This window comes from Acinetobacter sp. YH12151, assembly GCF_013418355.1.
Classification (GTDB): domain Bacteria; phylum Pseudomonadota; class Gammaproteobacteria; order Pseudomonadales; family Moraxellaceae; genus Acinetobacter; species Acinetobacter pseudolwoffii.
On record NZ_VPCG01000004.1, the window covers coordinates 46,790 to 64,936 of the forward strand.

Consider the following 18,147-nt stretch of genomic DNA (forward strand, 5'->3'; position numbering starts at 1 on the left):
CTTTTGCATCATGTCGTGAGTAATATGCCTTATTCATTTAATGTCACTTTAAATCATGAAGACGATACCCAGAAACTGGCCAAGGTTCTGGCCGAAAATTTCCCTGCGGGAGTCGTATATCTGATCGGTGATTTGGGGGCAGGAAAAACGACCTTAACGCGCTATTATTTGCAACAGCTGGGTCATCAAGGTTCGGTGAAAAGTCCGACTTATACGCTGGTCGAACCGTATCAGATCAATGGGCAGGATATTTTTCACTTTGACCTGTACCGTCTGAATGACCCCTATGAACTCGAATTGATGGGAATCCGGGATTATCTGGAAACTCCGAATGCGCTATTTTTATTTGAATGGCCCTCCAAAGGTGGCGATGAAATTCCGCAAGCTGACCTGATTATTGAAATTTTAAAATCTGAAGATGAACTGACCCGTACTGCAAGCCTGATTTCCTCTAATCTTGCTTTGCGAGAGGCTTTGGAGCGTCAATTTTCACATGTCGAATGATTTAAGTCTACGCCGTATCCGTGCCCTTGATCCTGCGCTGGCCAACCAGATTGCTGCAGGTGAGGTGATTGAACGTCCGGCATCCGTGGTCAAGGAATTACTGGAAAACTCGATTGATGCGGGTGCGACCGAGCTGATCATCCGGGTGGAACAGGGTGGCAGTACCTTAATTGAAATTATGGATAACGGCCGTGGTATTCATGCTGAAGATCTGGCATTGGCCGTCATGCGTCATGCCACCAGCAAAATCCAGAGTGCCGATGAGCTGTATGCGATCAGCAGTTTAGGCTTTCGTGGAGAAGCGCTGGCATCGATTGCAGCAGTCTCACGCCTGACCATGATCAGCAGTCAAAATGAGGATGGCATTGGTTATCAGGTAGAAGTAAACGGTACGGCTTTTGATCATCAGCAGATTCAAGCGGTCGCGGCTTCGAAAGGGACGCATATCCGGGTTCAGGATTTATTTTTTAATGTGCCTGCGCGGCGTAAATTCTTAAAGAAACCGGGCACTGAATTTGGCCACATTGAAGAAATTGTACGCCGTATGGCACTGACGCATTTTGATATCCGGTTTGTGCTGGAACATAATGAAAGCATCAAGCTGAATTTACCCGTGGCGGACAGCGGTGCTTTACGTTTCCAGCGGGTACAGCAGTTATTGGGTCGTCAGTTCACTGAAAATGCTTATTGGATCGATGCTGACAGTATAAACATGCGTTTATCAGGCTGGCTTGGTCATCCTTCAGATGCGCGTGCACAGGCCGACTTGCAATATGTCTATGTCAATGGCCGGATTGTCAAAGACAAAACCATTTCTCATGCCTTGAGGATGGCTTATGATGGCATTTTGCATGGCCATCAACATGCGGCTTATTTGCTGTTTTTAGAAGTTGATCCTGAAAATGTTGATGTCAATGTCCATCCCACTAAGCATGAAATTCGCTTTCTGAATCAGCGTGAAGTACATGAGTTTGTACGGCATTATGCCAAAGAAACTCTGGCACAATTCCAGACGGCAACTGCTGATTTAGCAACTGCGATGAAAGTTGATGATGAACCTGTTGCACTTGTACCGCAACCGCGTTATCAGGAACAGTTTAGCCTGCACCAGACTGCGCATGCGCAGCAGCAATTATCCTCTAACCTACCTGTAGCTGCTAAAGATGAAAATGAGGCATCGGATGTCCTGACCGACTTTGAATCTTCGCGGCCGCAAACGGTACATTATGCGCGAGACTATAATGCGTCTTATGCAGGCTCGCAGCAGCTGAATAATGCCCTGCAAAGCTATCTGGCACCGCTGCGTGATCAAGCGTCTGCCTATGAGCCACAAGTTGCAGAGCAAGCCTTGCAAAGTCATATACAGGCCAAAGTCGATGAACATCCACTCGGGATTGCGATTGCCCAGTTACATGGGATTTATATTCTGGCACAAAATACCGAAGGGCTGATCATTGTGGATATGCATGCAGCACATGAGCGGATTGTCTTGCAGCAAATGAAATCGGCTTGGGATAAACCTGAATTCTGGACGTCACAGCAACTACTGATTCCAAAGGTCGTAAACATTAGCCGGATGCAGGCGATGCGGGTAGAAGAGCTGAAAGAGCAACTCGCACGTTTGGGTCTGGAAATTGATCAGTATGGTGATGAGCAAGTCATTGTACGTGGTGTGCCGGCTATTCTACACAAGGCGGATTTTGATGCCCTGATTCCTGAATTATTGAATGATTTAGATCCGGGGGATCAAGCACAAAGCCTATTGCAGAAGCGTGACCAAATTTTGGCGGGAATGGCCTGTCATGGTGCAGTGCGAGCGCATCGTATCCTAAGTTTGTCTGAAATGAATGCTTTATTACGGCAGATGGAACAAACCGAATTTGCCAGTCAATGTAATCATGGCCGTCCGACTTGGCGCGCTTTTCCATTGAATAAACTAGACAAACTTTTTGCTCGAGGAGAGTAGTTTTACATGTCCAATCAATTGCCGGTCATCAATTTAATGGGGCCAACTGCAAGTGGTAAAACCGCTTTGGCATGTGAACTGTATGAGCAAGGGGGATTTGAGCTGATTTCGGTCGATTCTGCACTGGTTTATCGGGAAATGGACATTGGTACAGCCAAACCTTCTAAAGAGGAACTGGCGCGCTATCCGCATCATCTGATTGATATTATTAGTCCACTTGAAGTGTATTCTGCAGCCAACTTTGTCGAAGATGCTTGCCGCCTGATTGATGATATTCATGTGCGTGGTAAAACCCCGATTCTGGTTGGCGGAACCATGCTGTATTTTAAGGCCTTGCTTGAAGGTTTGTCAGATAACCTACCAAGTGCAGACTATGCTATCCGGGCAGAGATTGAAGCCAAGGGTGAGCAGGAGGGCTGGGAAGCGGTTTATGCAGAATTATGTGCAGTCGATCCGATTGCCGGTGAAAAATTCAAGGTTAGCGACAAGCAGCGCATTATTCGAGCCTTGGAAGTTTTTAAATTGACTGGTGAGCCGATTACAAAACTACAGGCAGAACAACCTAAAAACTTACCATATCGTTACAGTTTTTATAACTATGCACTTATGCCAGATCGGTTAGAATTACACGGGCGTATTGAACAACGTCTGCAAATGATGTGGAAAAACGGTTTTTTAAATGAAGTTGTTAGTTTAATTGAAAAATACGATTTTAATGAAAATCTACCTTCTATGCGTTCGGTAGGTTACCGTCAAGCTATAGAATTCTTAAAAAATGCTGACAAAACCAAGGAAAAGCAACAGGAAATGGAGGATAAAGCTTTATTTGCGACACGACAACTTGCAAAACGTCAATATACGTGGCTGAGGTCTTTGCAAGAAAAGCATAAATTTACAACATATTTTACGCTACAGCAGGCTCAACAAGACTTGCGAAACTGTCACGGATAAAGCAAAATTTAGGGACTATCTTTTTTATAATTTTTAATTGAAAAATAGAGATAGTTTTTGCGCTGATTTTTAATTTTTTTTTGGAGTTATAACATGTCTAAAGGTCAAACTTTACAAGATCCATTCTTGAATTCTCTCCGTAAGGAACGTATCCCAGTATCTATCTTCCTGGTAAACGGTATTAAATTACAAGGTCATATCGAGTCTTTCGACCAATACGTGGTTTTATTAAAAAATACAGTAAGCCAAATGGTTTATAAGCATGCAATTTCAACTGTAGTGCCTGCACGTAATCCTCGTCCTGCTGGTGCGCCTGCTGGTCCACAAGGTGCTGGCTTTGGCGGTCAAGGTGCTGCTGGTGGTTTCGGTGGCGGTCAAGGCACTGGCTTCGGTGGTCAAGGTGGCTTCGGTGGCGGTCAAGGCGCTGGCTTTGGTGGTCAAGGTGGCTTCGGTGGCGGTCAAGGCGCTGGCTTTGGTGGTCAAGGTGGTGGCTTTGGTGGTCAAGGCGGCTTCGGTGGCGGTCAAGGCGCTGGCTTCGGTGGTCAAGGTGGCTTTGGTGGTCAAGGCGCTGGCTTTGACAACGATACTAAATTTGAAGATACTCAAGACGACGAAAATAATCGTTAATCGAGTCTGAAAATTAAAAAAACCTCTCATCGAGAGGTTTTTTTATGCCTGTAAGTTTTGCATGGATAAAAATTAAAAAGCCAGCAATCTAGCGCTGGCTTTTTAAAATGGATCTGGGCTTAACGATTACGTTTAGGATCCAGTTGTGGATCTTTGATTTCTACATAGGCATTGCTACGTGTTTCACGTAACCAGCTGTCCAGCTCGGCATCAAACTGACGTTCACCAAGTAATTGACGGGCCATACGTTCTTGATATTCCTCTGTCATATCCTGTTGACGTGTTTCGCTGACTTGCAGGATATGCCAGCCAAACTGGGATTGAAACGGTTTACTGAACTGCCCCACTGGGGTGCTTTTCATTTGCTGTTCAAACTCAGGCACCATTACCCCAGGGCTTACCCAGCCAAGACTGCCACCATCACGTGCTGAACCGGTATCATTGGAGAAGGTTGAAGCTAAAACAGTAAAATCTTCGCCTTGTTGCAGGCGGCTATATAAACTGTCAATCATCTGTTTGGCATTTTCCGGACTGACTACTTCAGAGGGTTGAATCAGGATGTGACGGGTCAAGTATTGAGGAACCAGGGCTTTTTGTTCGCCACCTTTACGTTCTAGTAGCTTGAGTACATGTACCCCATCAGCAACCGGAATGAGTTCAGAGGTTTGACCTGGCTGTAGGGTCGTGACACGTGCAGCCAGTTCTGCCGGAATTTCTGACAGGCTTCTCACGCCCATGTCAGCAGCTTCGACTTTAATGCCGCCAGTGCTGTATTTTTTGCTGATCGCCTGAATATCATTGCTGGTATTCAGCTCTTGCTTTACCTGTGTAGCAATCTGTTCCGCATTTTCGCCGCTTACACGTAAATGCAGCACATGTACCTGGCTGCCGAGTAAAGCCTGACCTTGCGGGGTATTTAGGAAGTTTTTAACATCCTGGTCTGTGATTTGAATCCGTGAAGTCACGACTTGTTGACGTAAACGATTCAGCGCTAAATCTTCCGCAATACGGTTGCGTAAAGAAGCATAGGTATTGGGCGCCATGGCATCCAGTTTTTGCTGGAAAGCTTCCAGACTGGTTGAGCCCGAATCACGGGCAACTTTCAGTACTGCGTCATTCAGGGATTTTTCATCGGGACGAATATTGTAGCGTTTAACTTGTTCAAGTTGTGCCTGACGAATAATGAGCTGCTCTAAGGCTTGTTGCTCAAGAAATTGTTGGGGTGGAACTGTCTGATTTTGCTTTTGCAGCTGATGAGAAATCTCGGCCACACCTTGAGCCAGATCACTACGCAGAATGATACTATTGTCGACCACAGCTACAACTTCATCTTTAGGTTGGGCAACAGCAAACGTCGTCATCGCTGAAGAAAGGCATAGCGCAAGTGCAGTCGCTTTAAAAATTTGTTTTAACTGTTTTGTCTTCATTAACGTTCTGTCCAAGTTTGATTGATATTGTTAAAACCTAGAATGCGATTTTCTAGTAATGAGGTGAGTTTGCTGCTTAACCCACCTAAGCCTTTCAGGCTGACCTCGGCCATAATAGCGCGTTTGGCTTTGACGTTTGAATCATTAACGTTGTCTAAGTCATTGTAATATGAACGACCATATACAGAAACTCCCCAACAGCATGACTCATAGTTCACGCCAAGTAAATATTCTCGTGCGACACTATTGTCGAGGTCAAACTGCGCATGTCCTACCAGACGCCAGTTGTTGGCAATCGGCTGGATAAATGAACCCACTACATGATCATAGCTCTTCTGACGGTTCGGAATGTCTTTACGATAGAAATAGCCGACGTTGTATAGATTGCCTTGCTCACCGGTATAATAAACCTGCAGATCGCGCTCAGCATTTTGGCCATTCGACATCCAGCTTGAGTTCAGATTAATGTGAACATTATTTGACAGCTGGCTGGTCAGTTGAATTACAGGGCCAGTATGACTTTCACGGTCGAATTCATCTGCATCATTTTCCAGTGTGACACGGCGATCTTCAAAGAAGAAACTTTGACCGACACTCGCACGTAGGCGTTCCAGACCTTCTTCATTAAACAGGCTATAACTCAGACCTAAAGAGGCAAAGTTGTTGTCTTCCAGGCGGTCGTTGCCATAGAAGCGACGCGCACTGAAAAGCTGATCATAATTAATCGAAGCGACGACTGAGTCAAAGTTAGGTTGATTCTGCTGGTTTTCATAAGGTGAATAGGCATAGAACAGACGAGGCGTTAAGGTCTGTAAATAGGTACCTTCTTTTTCGAAAATTAAGCCGGTGTCCAGCGTGAATTGTGGCACCACAATGGACTGGCTTTCACTAGAACCACCACGGTCTCGGGTTTTCTCATCATAGAAGGTATTGATGTTGCGTACAGATGCTTCCGGAATAAAAAACGACCACGGGTTATAGTGATTATAACGCACCGAAAAGTCGTTATAGATGCGGGTGCCACTTGGTTGATAAATCTTGTCATCATTTTGAAGGATATCAGCAAAATTTCTCAGGTCTTTCTGGAAATAAGCAGTATCGTTATTAAACTCAAGCTGTAATCCGAGTGGATTGCCAGTTTTATAATTGACTAAAAGCTGCGGCAAACGTGCATAAGGACGATCTTCATCCAGTACAGTGGGATCGAGTGTCTGGAAATTTTCGACTTTGAATTGTGCCTTTAAGCCGGGAATACCATTTTTATAATTGACTTCCCAAGCGCGGCGCAGGTTCAAGTCAGTTTTTGAGTTCGGGTTATTGTCCAGGTCGGCAAAGTAATCTTTGTCTGAGGCGTAGTTATATTCCAGATTGGTCGAGAACTGATCGTTGATCTGCCAATTATGCAAGTAATGTAAGCTTTTACGATCCTCATTATCATAACTTTCATCCGAAGGTAGATAGCCACCCCAGATACTACCTTCACCATAATTTTCTGTCAGATAACGGAACTCGCCATCTAGCATGGCACCACGATCACCAATATAGCGCGGCGTGAGGGTAGCATCATACTGTGGGGCCAAATTCAGATAAACAGGAACACCGAGTTCAAGTCCGCCATCATTGGTAAAACCAAAAGTTGGCGTTAGAATGCCGGTAGTACGGCGGTCATCAATCGGGAAGTTGAAATAAGGGATTGCCAATACCGGAACGTCTTTGACATACAGTTTGGTATTGCGGGTTTCACCACGTCCGGTTTCCTGATTCAGCTTGATCTTTTCTGCCTGTATTTTCCAGGTCGGCTTTTGCTCAGGCGGGCAGGTAGAGTAAGTGGCATTTTCCAGTTCTATCGTATCAGTCGATGTTTTGGCAATCTTTTCTGCACGACCGTGGGCATGTTGCTGCTCTGCAATATAGAAACTGTTGTTTAAATCGCCCTGTTGGGTTTTTAAATTATAGTTAATATCATCACTTTGTGAGATCAGACCGCCTTGTGCTAACTGTACCTGACCTGCTGCTTTGGCATAGGTCTGGGTCTGATCAATGGTCACTCGTTCGGCACGGATTTGACGACCTTGCTGATCAATAACCACATTGCCTTCCAGATAGGAGTCGCCTGCCGGATCGTAATGTCCATAATCGGCGGTAATGGTCGAGGTGGCTTGGTCTGGCGCAATAGTCGCTGCATCTGGAGCGATCGGGGTGACCCAGGCACCTTCACAATAAGCCGAACTTAAATACTGTCCCTGACGTTGCTGCGCTTCAGCCGAGGATTTATCGACATAGTATTGTGAAAAGAAGGCTTCACCTGGATAGGTCTCATTAATGCGCTGTTTGAGTTGTTCTGCATTTACATCGGATGAGACAGTTGATGCAGCATAGCTTGAGGCTGAGCTGCCACATAAAAGGGTTAAGATCGCAGTCGCTAGAGGGTTGATTTTAAAGTGATGCTTCATTTGTCTCATTAACCAATCATGCTTTTATCGCAATTAATTATTGTCGCATCATAGAGAAAAAGTTGATAAGTAGCTACACTTAGCACTTTAAAAACTCAGCCTGTATTAGAATTAATTGCAAATGAATACACAACGCGAACAATTGATACAATCTTGGATTGCCTCTGTACTCGGTTCAGATCAATTTGAAACTCATTTTTTAGCAGGTGATGCCAGCTTTCGTCGTTATGCACGAATCAAGCTGAATAATAAAACATTTATGTTGATGGATGCACCACCAGAAAAAGAAGATTGTGTGCCTTTTGTGACGATTGATGAATTTTTTGATGCTCATGGCGTGCGTGTTCCGCATATCGTCGCAAAAGATTTGAAGAATGGTTTTTTACTTCTGGAAGACTTTGGTGATGTCCTGCTGTCTAATCTGCTGAATGATGAGACTGTAGATGCCTATTATGAGCAAAGCTTTAAACAGCTGATTCAGCTGCAATCCATTCCGGGAGAAGGGCAATTCCCCGCCTATTCTTATGAAAAGCTGATCTCGGAAATGGAGTTGCTGACCGACTGGATGCTGCCGGCTTTAAAGGTACAGCCCACAGAGGCAGAATCAGCCTTGATCAAGCGTACCTTTGCAATTCTGGCCAATGCTGCTTTGGCACAACCTCAGGTCATTGTGCATCGTGATTTTCATAGCCGGAATTTGATGAAAATCGAAAATGAAACCGAACTCGGTGTGATTGATTTTCAGGATGCCGTGATTGGTGCGGATACTTATGACCTGATTTCGATTACCCGTGATGCCTATGTGCAGTGGAATGCCGACCGTGTGTATCGCTGGTTCAAAAACTTTTATGACTTGTTGCCAGCATCTGCTAAAGAAGAGCGTGACTTTGAACAGTTTAAAAAAGATGCCGACATGATGGCGATTCAGCGTCATATCAAGATTTTAGGTATTTTTGTACGTCTGTTTGAACGTGATGGCAAGTCAGGTTATCTCAAGGACTTACCACGTGTGATGTGGTATCTGCTCGAGGAATCAAAAGCTTATACTGAACTTCAGCCATTCATGCAGTTTATGCGTGACCGAGTGATGCCGGCTTTTGAAGCCAAATATGGCTCTTATGAGGTGGCTGCCTAAATGAAAGCGATGATTTTGGCCGCAGGTCTTGGTAATCGTATGCGCCCCTTAACTTTGCATACCCCGAAACCCTTGCTTGAAGTCGGTGGCAAACCACTTATCGTCTGGCATCTAGAAAAACTGGCGGCAATCGGTGTCACTGAAATTGTGATCAATACGGCCTGGCTGGGTGGGAAACTTGCAGAAGCCCTGGGTGATGGCTCACAGTTTGGCGTAAAAATTCTGTGGTCACATGAAGGTGAAGGTCTGGAAACGGCAGGCGGGATCATTCATGCCTTGCCGCTTTTGGGTAATCAGCCTTTTATCCTATTAAATGGTGATGTCTGGACCACAATGGATTTTGCACCTTTATTAGATGTTGATCTGAACGATAATTTGGCACATCTGGTGTTGGTCGAAAATCCGCAGCAACATCCAGAGGGTGATTTCACCCTTGCAGAAGGGAAGGCTTATACCTTCGATCAACAGGTCGAGGGTGAAAACCTGACTTTTAGCGGTATATCCGTCATCAGTCCAAAAATGTTTGAAGGCTTAGAGGCTGGAAAGCGTCCTTTGGCACCTTTATTGAAGGCAGCGATGCTGAATCATCAAGTGGTTGCCTCTAAACTGGCAGGTATTTGGGTAGATGTCGGTACGCCTGAACGTTTAACGGCACTAGATTTGGCAATCCGTGAAGCTAAGTCTGTTTAAGTGAATATTCACTAAGCACTGCCTACTATGACAAGATATAGAAAACGGTATACTTCCACCTAACTTTTTCGAGCGTAGATTGTTTATGCACATGTTTTTTCAAGAACTAAAGCAGGGTAGCCAAGCTTTGGGTTTAGAGCTATCTGAAGAAGCTTTGAATTTATTACTCAAGTATCAGGACGCTTTGGTGCTGTGGAACAAAGCATATAATTTAACTGCGATCCGTGATCCGAAAGAAATGCTGGTCAAGCATCTGCTGGACAGTCTCAGCATTCTAAAAGATCTGCCAGCGGGCCGTCTGCTCGATATCGGTACGGGTGGCGGTATGCCAGGTATGATCATTGCTTTATGTCAGCCTGAGCGTGAATGTGTATTACTCGATTCAAACGGTAAAAAAATTCGTTTCCTGAAGCAGTTTATTGCCGATCTGAAACTTAAAAATGTCATTGCGGTGCAAACGCGTGTAGAAAATGAAGACAGCATTAACGAGCTGGGTCAATTTGATGTGATTACCAGTCGTGCGTTTGCATCTCTGACTGACTTTGTGGATGCCTCTAAACCGTATATGCATGAACAGACCATTATTGCCTCAATGAAAGGCTTAATTCCTGAAGATGAAGTCACTGCTTTAAAAAATGAATTTAGTTGTGAGATTATTGAACTTAAAGTTCCGCGCTTAGACGAACAGCGTCATTTACTGCTATTAAAACGTATTTAAGAATTTTAAAGGGATTGGGGGCAACATGGCACAAATTATTGCGATTGCAAACCAAAAAGGTGGTGTTGGTAAAACCACAACCGCAGTAAATTTGGCGGCATCTTTAGCTGTGTTAAAAAAGCGCGTTTTGCTGGTCGATATGGATTCGCAAGGCAATGCAACCATGGGGTCGGGCATTCAAAAGAATGACTTGCTCTATTCGGTCACCGATGTATTGCTGGGTGAAGTGCCGATTGAAACGGCGATCGCCAAGGCAGAGGTCGGTTATAAGGTTCTGGGTGCCAACCGTGATCTGGCTGGGGTTGAGCTGGCAATTGCAGATCAAGAAGGACGTGAATTCATCCTGCGTGATGCATTGCAAGAAGTCGAAAAGTCATTTGATTATATTATTGTTGATTGTGCGCCAAGTCTGAGCCTGATTACAGTGAATGCTTTGGCAGCGGTTGATGGTGTGCTGATTCCGATGCAGTGTGAATATTATGCACTGGAAGGTCTGGCTGATTTGACCCAGACCATCGATCGGATTCAGCAAGCATTGAATCCAGACCTGCAAATAGTCGGTGTATTACGTACCATGTATGATGCGCGTAATGCCTTGACCCGTGATGTCTCTGAAGAATTAGAACAATATTTCGGTAAAAAACTGTATGACACCGTGATTCCACGCAATATTCGTCTGGCTGAAGCACCAGCACACGGTTTGCCGGTGATTTATTTTGAAAAAAGCTCAAAGGGTGCAGTTGCTTACTTAAATCTGGCAGCTGAAGTATTAAAGAAAAGCAAAGTGAAAAAAGGAAGTAAAGCATGACCGTCAAGAAACGTGGACTCGCTAAAGGTCGTGGCTTGGATGCCTTGCTAGGCTCAATTCAAAAAGAAAAATTACAGATGGAAGCCCAAGGTCTTGATCATGGTCAGCTCAAACAGATTGATGTGAACCTGCTCAAGCGTGGTGAATACCAGCCGCGCCGTTATATCAACGAGCAAGACTTGCAAGAGCTGGCGGCATCGATTGAAAAACACGGCATTATGCAGCCGATTGTGATTCGTCCGGTCGATGATGAACGCTATCCTTATGAAATTATTGCCGGTGAACGTCGTTGGCGTGCAGCGCAGTTGGCAGGTTTAACTGAAATTCCTGCGATTGTGCGCGAACTTCAGGATCAGGTCGCGATTGCATTGGCTCTGATTGAAAACATCCAACGTCAGGATCTGAATCCGATTGATCAGGCCATGGCTCTGCAACGTTTCCATGAAGAATTTGGTTTAAGCCATCAGGAAATTGCAGACACAGTCGGCAAGGCACGTACTACGGTCAGTAACTTACTTCGCCTGCTCAGTCTGGCTGAAGAAGTGAAAGACTTTATGCAGCAAGGCCTGCTGGATATGGGGCATGCGCGTGCGATTCTAACACTGAAGGCAAAAGACCAGCTCAAAGTCGCTGATATCGTGATTGAAAAAAGTCTATCTGTTCGTCAAACCGAGCAGTTAGTCCGTGATTTTAATGCACCTAAACAAGAAAAAGTAAAACAAGCGCTTGCACCGGATATTCAGCAATTGACCCAGCGCCTTTCAGAGCGTTTCAGTGCTGATGTGAAAATTGACTATAACAAACAAGGTAAAGGAAAATTAGTCATTAGTTATCATTCTTTAGAAGAGCTGGATGGCATTCTTTCTATTTTAGAAGATGAATAATTTATATATTTTTTTTATTGGGGAATAAATTAGATGTGGGAATTGGTTAAAGCGGGTGGCTGGCTCATGCTGCCACTGGTCTTGTGTTCTATCTTTATGCTGGCGATTTCGATCGAGCGCCTGATTCGCCTGAAGAGGAAAGCGGTACTTCCGTCTACACTTCTGATGAGTCCAGTGCAAAATGCATCACAAGTCATGCAAAAAATTCAACAAAGTACAGAATTGAAGCACAGTACTTTAGGCCGGGTATTTGCAGCAGGCTATGCCAGCAAGCCGCAGGGCGAACAGTATGCCCGTGCACAAATGGAAGTGATGGCATCGCAGGAAATTGGTTATCTGGAAAAGAATATTAACTTTCTGGGAACCTTAAGTGCTGTGGCGCCATTGCTGGGTTTGTTGGGGACTGTGCTTGGGATTATCGAATCTTTTCTGATGATCGATGTGGGGACTGGGAGTGATCCGGTATTGATGATGCCAGGTATTTCCAAAGCCTTGATTACCACAGCAGCCGGGATGCTGATTGCGATTCCGGCACTTTTTGCCCATCGTTACTTCCAGCGACTGGTTCAGGAATATGTGGCGGAGCTTGAACAGCAGGCGACCTTGTTTCATGCGGATCTTTTTTATCGCAATATTGCAGATATAGACCAAGATATGCAAAAAGCCAGCTAGGAGGCGGATGATGAAATTCAAACGCAACCAAGTAGAAGATGTGCATATTAATCTGACCCCTATGATTGATTGTTTGCTGTTTATTCTGGTCTTTTTACTGTTATCGACAACATTTAGCCAAATGAGCCGTATGAACTTGACCTTACCAGATGCGCAGGGTGTTCCGCCTAAAAGTTATGATCAGAAAGTTGAAGTGATTGTAGATGCCAATGGTCATTATGCAGTCAATGGTCAATCCTTGGCCAGTAAAGAAGTCGCAGATTTAAATACTGCAATTAAACAGATTTCTAATGAACGCCGTGATTTAATGTTCGTCATTGCCGCTGACGCGAAAGCCAGCCATCAGGACGTGATTCGCGTTATGGATGTGGCCGGGCAGCTCGGCTTTGTCAATATTAATATCAGTACCAAAGTACCCACCCGAGGTTATTAGTGAAGCACGATTTTAAGGTCTATCTTCGCCTTTTAAGTTATTTAAAACCCTTTTGGGGCATCGGATTGCTTGTCCTGCTCGGTTTTTCTATTAATGCGGCTACAGAAGTTTCTGTGGCTAAATTACTGGAATATATTATTGAGGCCATTCAAGACAAAGACCAGAGTTTCACTTCGCTTTTCCCGTTTTTAGTGGTTGTCCTGATGTTCTTTCGTGGGCTGGGATTATTCATGGGGGGGTATTTTACTGCGGTGATTTCCCGTAATCTGGTGTTCAATATCCGTCAGGAAGTTTTTGCAAAACTGCTGCGTTTACCGTCTCAGTATTATCTGGACAATACCAGCGGGCATATTACTGCCAAGATCATGTATAACGTGGAACAACTGACCGCTGCCTCAACAGAAGCGTTAAGAACCCTGTTGCAACAAGGTTTGATTACGATTGCGCTATTAGGCTATCTGCTATATAGCAACTGGCGTCTGACCATGTGTATCCTGATTTTTGCACCCGTTATTGGCTTTGTGATCAGTAAGGCGGCTAGACGGATGCGTAAACTGTCACAGCAAGTGCAAGACACCATGGGGGATGTCAACCATGTGGTTCAGGAAACGGTCAATGCCAACCTGATCGTCAAGGGTTTTGGCGGCCAAAGTTATGAGCAGGAACGCTTTAAACAGAACTCGCTGGAAAACTTGCGTCGTGGCTTGAAAATGGTCGCTGTGCAGCAGTTGAACAGTCCTGTGGTTCAGCTGATCATGTCTATTTCACTCAGTATTGTCATGTTTATTGCCTTGCGTCCACAGATCCTTGGCGATACCTCTGCCGGTGAATTTGTGGCTTATATTACGGCTGCGGGCATGTTGGCAAGACCGATCAAAGCTTTAACAGATATCAATGAAAAAATTCAACGGGGTATGGCCGCAGCGCATTCGGTATTTGAATTGCTGGACATGCCCGAAGAAAAAAATACCGGGACTTTAAGCGATAGCTTAAAAGGTAATATTCAGTTTAAAGATGTCAACCTGTTTTATGATGATGGTCATCATGCCATTCGTGATTTTAATTTAGAGGTAAAAGCTGGTGAAACGGTTGCTCTGGTTGGGCGTTCCGGTGCCGGTAAAAGCTCACTGGTGAACCTGCTGGTACGTTATCAGGATACAAGTTCAGGTCAGCTTCTACTGGATCAGAAACCGATTGAGGACTTTGAGCTGACTGCTTTGCGTACCCAGATTGCGATGGTGAATCAGCAAGTGGTGCTGTTTAATCGGACTGTGCGAGAAAATATTGCCTATGGTCAGCTCGAAGGTGCGACTGATGAAGACATTATTGCAGCAGCAAAAGCCGCTTATGCACATGATTTTATTATGGCTCTGCCAAAAGGTTATGATACCCAACTGGGTGCTCAAGGTTTAAATCTGTCTGGTGGTCAGCGTCAGCGCATCGCGATTGCACGTGCGATTTTGAAAAATGCCTCTATTCTGATTCTGGATGAAGCAACCAGTGCCCTGGATAATGAATCCGAATACTTTATTCAGCGTGCCTTTGATCAGGCCATGCAAGATCGTACAACCATTGTGATTGCACACCGTTTATCGACGATTGAAAATGCGGATCGTATTGTGGTCATGGATCAGGGGTGTATTGTCGAGCAAGGGACTCATGCAGAACTGATTGCATTGCATGGGGCTTATTATCAGCTGCATCAACGTAATTTTGAGGAACAATAAGTTATGGCATTGGCGCAAATCATTCAGGATGCTTGGAATGCACAGGCAAAGTGGCTGGTGGTGCTGCGTCCTTTGTCATGCTTGTATCGTTTAGGTTTTGTCAGCAATCGCTGGCTGTACCAGAAAGGGATCAAGACAAGCTATAGTGCTCCGGTTCCGGTCATGGTGATTGGCAATATCACTGTCGGTGGTAGTGGTAAAACCCCTTTGCTGATTCATCTGGTTGATTATTTAACTCAACAAGGTGTAAAAGTTGGGGTGATTAGCCGTGGTTATGGCGGCAAAGGTCCATTTCCGGCTTATGTGGATTTTAATACCTTGCCTGAGGTCGTCGGTGATGAGCCTGCCTTGATTGTACAGGCGACGGGCGTGCCGATGGCCGTAGGGCCAAACCGGCAAAAAAGTATTGAACTGTTACTGCAAAGACATCAGTTGGATCTGATTATTTGTGATGATGGTTTGCAGCACTGGGCTTTAAATCGTCAGATTGAATGGATTGTACTGGACAATAATCGCGGTCTGGGCAACCAAAAACTGCTTCCGGAAGGCTATCTGCGTGAACCGGTGACACGCTTGGAAACAGGAACGGTAATTGAACATTCGGCAAGCCCAAGTTCTGAGCTGCATATGCATCTGGCTGCATCACAGCCTTATCTACTCAATCAAGACAACAATAAAATCTTCGATTCTCAGTCGGCTTTTTATGCCGTGGTGGGAATCGGTTTTCCGCAACGCTTTTATCAGACCCTGAAAAATCTGGGCATAGAACAATTCCAATGTCATGAATTTCCCGATCATCATGATTATGACATTGAGGATCTACAGTTTGATGATGCCAATCCGATCATTACCACGGAAAAAGACGCAGTCAAGATTATGGCATTACTGAAACAATATCCCGATTTTAAGCAGGATATCTGGGTGGTGCCAGTCGATGCAGTATTATCGCCAGCCTGCTATACGGTCTTGCAGCAACAGTTACAACAATACGGTATTCAAATTTCTTAAGGCTTATTCAGTATGAAACACATTGTTATTCCTGCACGTTTTGCCAGTTCACGTTTGCCGGGTAAACCCTTGCTGGACATTCATGGTCGTCCCATGATTCTGCGTGTGGTGGATCAAGCCAAAAAAGTACAAGGTTTTGATGATTTGTGTGTGGCGACCGATGATCAGCGTATTGCTGAGGTTTGTCGTGCCGAAGGTGTTGATGTGGTGATTACTTCGGTGGATCATCCTTCTGGGACAGACCGCCTCAGTGAAGTAGCGCGGATCAAAGGCTGGGACAGTCACGATATTATTGTCAATGTGCAGGGTGATGAGCCTTTATTGCCGGCACAACTGGTGAAACAGGTGGCACAACTTCTAGAAGATCAACCGGATTCTTCGATGTCGACGCTATGTGAGCCGATTCATCAACTAGACGAATTTAAGCGTGACAGCATTGTTAAAGTGGTGATGTCCAAACATAATCAAGCTTTGTATTTTAGCCGTGCCACCATTCCTTATGACCGTGATGGCGCGAAACTGGCTGAAGCAAAACTGCATAATCAGGCCTATCGTCATTTAGGTTTATATGCTTACCGTGTAAAACTGCTTCAAGAATATGTCACTTGGGAGATGGGGGGGCTGGAAAAACTGGAATCCCTAGAGCAATTGCGGGTACTGGAAAATGGTCACCGTATTGCGATTGCCGTGGCTGAAGCCAATTTGCCACCGGGTGTGGATACTCAAGAAGATCTGGATCGATTGAATCAAATGGATCTTTCTCATTTTGCTTAAGAAGAGTTGAATACATGCCTTTTGATGTCAATGCACAGATTTATCCATGGCAGCAACAGGTTTGGGAAACGCTGACCGGACGTTTTCCCAAGCTTGGGCATGGTTTATTGTTTTATGGCAAAAAAGGCTGTGGCAAGGAGGCATTTAGCCAGCAGTTTCTGGCTTGGGTCTTGTGTCTGAATCGGCAGTCTTCTGGTGCATGTGGCGAATGTGGCAGTTGCCAATGGCTCAAGGCTGATACGCATCCCAATTATGTGCATATCAGCACCGACGAAGACAATAAAAAACAGAATGCCAAAATCAAGATTGAAAAGATTCGTGATCTGTTGCCTTTTGTGCAGCAGACCGTCGATGGCTGGCGAGTGATTGTAATTGAACCTGCGGAAGCCTTAAATATCTCCTCTGCCAATGCTTTATTGAAAACGCTAGAAGAACCCGGTGACAATACGGTCATTATTTTGCTGGCAGATCATTATTTAAAATTGCCTGCAACGATACGGAGTCGCTTGCAGCATTTTGCCTTAGACCGGATTTCCGCAGAACAATTTAGTGATTATGTTCAGGCACAGTTGCCGGATGCAGGTTCTAGCCAGCAACAGTTATTGATGAACCTGTCCAATCAGATGCCCTTACAAGCACTCGAGGTTGCACAAAGTTCATGGCTGCCACTGCGTCAGGAATTCCTGCAAGACTGGCAAAAACTGGTGATGCAAAAAAATATGCCGCTTGCAATTGCGACCAAATGGAACAAAAGCCTGAGCTTTGGTGAATTTGCTCCCATGTTTGAATACTTGTTGTCCGATTTAATTTGTGTCAAGCTCAATCAAACGGTGAAAAACATTGATCTTGAGTTTAATGTGCTTGCCGAACAATATTCATTAGCAGCACTTTTTAAAATTTATGAAGATTTTCAGCGTTCCAAGCAATATCTCGAGCAGAATGTTCAAAGCAATCTGGTGATCGATGAGCTGTTTATCAAGCTGATGAATCTTTAATTAAGGGGAAATCACATGCAACCACGTATGGGCGGTATTATTCAGGCCAATATTCCTGATATTGAAACACTGTTTGCCAGCTATATGCCTTATGTATGGGGTGGTGGACTGTTTATTCCGTCCAAGCAGCCGGTCAAGCTGGGTGAAGAAGTTTTTGTATTGACCACTTTGCCTGAACAGACCCAGAAAATTCCTTTAACCGGTAAAGTCATCTGGGTCTCGCAAAAGCAGAATGGCATCAAGCCACAAGGCTTTGGCATCCAGTTAAGCGGTGAAAAGGGTGTTTATTTCAAAAATGAAGCAGATCGTCTGGTTGCAGGTCTTAAATCTGAAGGGCGTAAAAGTTACACTATGTAGTTCATTTAGCTGTGGTAG

18 protein-coding genes are annotated in these 18,147 nt (G+C 44.8%); 16 read left to right on the top strand and 2 right to left on the bottom strand.

The window, feature by feature from the left end; translation table 11 throughout:
* Positions 1 to 24 precede the first annotated feature (24 nt).
* The 4 genes from tsaE (at position 25) to hfq (ending at position 4,048) form a co-directional block, all read left to right on the top strand.
* Complete coding sequence (gene tsaE / locus FTU82_RS02415; RefSeq protein ID WP_005097351.1) at positions 25 to 504, top strand: tRNA (adenosine(37)-N6)-threonylcarbamoyltransferase complex ATPase subunit type 1 TsaE; 480 nt, start codon at positions 25 to 27, stop codon at positions 502 to 504.
* A complete protein-coding gene (gene mutL, locus FTU82_RS02420; RefSeq protein ID WP_180001290.1) occupies positions 494 to 2,470 on the top strand; it encodes a DNA mismatch repair endonuclease MutL in 1,977 nt (658 codons plus the stop codon). Before tsaE ends, mutL begins: the two co-directional genes overlap by 11 nt.
* A gap of 6 nt (positions 2,471 to 2,476) precedes the next feature.
* Positions 2,477 to 3,421: a tRNA (adenosine(37)-N6)-dimethylallyltransferase MiaA gene (gene miaA, locus FTU82_RS02425; RefSeq protein ID WP_180001291.1), complete on the top strand. Its 945-nt coding sequence runs from the start codon at positions 2,477 to 2,479 to the stop codon at positions 3,419 to 3,421.
* A 93-nt stretch (positions 3,422 to 3,514) separates the two neighbouring features.
* A complete protein-coding gene (gene hfq, locus FTU82_RS02430; RefSeq protein WP_005097347.1) occupies positions 3,515 to 4,048 on the top strand; it encodes an RNA chaperone Hfq in 534 nt (177 codons plus the stop codon).
* Between the two features lie 119 nt (positions 4,049 to 4,167).
* Here hfq and FTU82_RS02435 read toward each other — a convergent pair whose 3' ends face one another.
* A complete protein-coding gene (locus tag FTU82_RS02435; protein WP_180001292.1) occupies positions 4,168 to 5,475 on the bottom strand; it encodes a peptidylprolyl isomerase in 1,308 nt (435 codons plus the stop codon).
* Entirely contained in the window at positions 5,475 to 7,928 is a 2,454-nt protein-coding gene (locus FTU82_RS02440) for an LPS-assembly protein LptD (RefSeq protein WP_180001293.1), read from the bottom strand. The genes FTU82_RS02435 and FTU82_RS02440 overlap by 1 nt, the downstream gene beginning before the upstream one ends.
* A gap of 121 nt (positions 7,929 to 8,049) precedes the next feature.
* On the opposite strand from FTU82_RS02440, the gene FTU82_RS02445 reads away from it, so the two are divergent.
* From FTU82_RS02445 to FTU82_RS02500, 12 genes are all read left to right on the top strand, one after another.
* Positions 8,050 to 9,063 (top strand): aminoglycoside phosphotransferase family protein, encoded by a 1,014-nt coding sequence (locus FTU82_RS02445; RefSeq protein ID WP_180001294.1) that lies wholly within the window; start codon positions 8,050 to 8,052, stop codon positions 9,061 to 9,063.
* Complete coding sequence (gene murU, locus FTU82_RS02450) at positions 9,064 to 9,753, top strand: N-acetylmuramate alpha-1-phosphate uridylyltransferase MurU (RefSeq protein ID WP_180001295.1); 690 nt, start codon at positions 9,064 to 9,066, stop codon at positions 9,751 to 9,753.
* 85 nt (positions 9,754 to 9,838) lie between these two features.
* Positions 9,839 to 10,471: a 16S rRNA (guanine(527)-N(7))-methyltransferase RsmG gene (gene rsmG, locus FTU82_RS02455; RefSeq protein WP_005097338.1), complete on the top strand. Its 633-nt coding sequence runs from the start codon at positions 9,839 to 9,841 to the stop codon at positions 10,469 to 10,471.
* A 25-nt stretch (positions 10,472 to 10,496) separates the two neighbouring features.
* Positions 10,497 to 11,279 carry a ParA family protein gene (locus FTU82_RS02460; RefSeq protein WP_005170377.1) on the top strand — a complete coding sequence of 261 codons (783 nt, stop codon included), beginning with the start codon at positions 10,497 to 10,499 and terminating at the stop codon, positions 11,277 to 11,279.
* Entirely contained in the window at positions 11,276 to 12,163 is an 888-nt protein-coding gene (locus tag FTU82_RS02465; RefSeq protein ID WP_005097335.1) for a ParB/RepB/Spo0J family partition protein, read from the top strand. Before FTU82_RS02460 ends, FTU82_RS02465 begins: the two co-directional genes overlap by 4 nt.
* 33 nt (positions 12,164 to 12,196) lie before the next feature.
* Positions 12,197 to 12,835 carry a MotA/TolQ/ExbB proton channel family protein gene (locus tag FTU82_RS02470; protein ID WP_005097334.1) on the top strand — a complete coding sequence of 213 codons (639 nt, stop codon included), beginning with the start codon at positions 12,197 to 12,199 and terminating at the stop codon, positions 12,833 to 12,835.
* Positions 12,836 to 12,845: 10 nt separating this feature from the next.
* Complete coding sequence (locus tag FTU82_RS02475; RefSeq protein WP_004278885.1) at positions 12,846 to 13,268, top strand: biopolymer transporter ExbD; 423 nt, start codon at positions 12,846 to 12,848, stop codon at positions 13,266 to 13,268.
* On the top strand, positions 13,268 to 14,995 hold the full coding sequence (gene msbA / locus FTU82_RS02480) for a lipid A export permease/ATP-binding protein MsbA (protein WP_159138335.1): 1,728 nt from the start codon (positions 13,268 to 13,270) through the stop codon (positions 14,993 to 14,995). The genes FTU82_RS02475 and msbA overlap by 1 nt, the downstream gene beginning before the upstream one ends.
* A gap of 3 nt (positions 14,996 to 14,998) precedes the next feature.
* Complete coding sequence (lpxK, locus tag FTU82_RS02485; RefSeq protein WP_100329623.1) at positions 14,999 to 16,003, top strand: tetraacyldisaccharide 4'-kinase; 1,005 nt, start codon at positions 14,999 to 15,001, stop codon at positions 16,001 to 16,003.
* 12 nt (positions 16,004 to 16,015) lie between these two features.
* Positions 16,016 to 16,777: a 3-deoxy-manno-octulosonate cytidylyltransferase gene (kdsB, locus tag FTU82_RS02490; RefSeq protein WP_100329622.1), complete on the top strand. Its 762-nt coding sequence runs from the start codon at positions 16,016 to 16,018 to the stop codon at positions 16,775 to 16,777.
* Positions 16,778 to 16,791: 14 nt separating this feature from the next.
* Positions 16,792 to 17,772 (top strand): DNA polymerase III subunit delta' C-terminal domain-containing protein, encoded by a 981-nt coding sequence (locus FTU82_RS02495; protein WP_179999363.1) that lies wholly within the window; start codon positions 16,792 to 16,794, stop codon positions 17,770 to 17,772.
* 15 nt (positions 17,773 to 17,787) lie between these two features.
* Entirely contained in the window at positions 17,788 to 18,129 is a 342-nt protein-coding gene (locus FTU82_RS02500) for a PilZ domain-containing protein (protein ID WP_005170399.1), read from the top strand.
* The last annotated feature ends 18 nt before the right edge of the window (positions 18,130 to 18,147 follow it).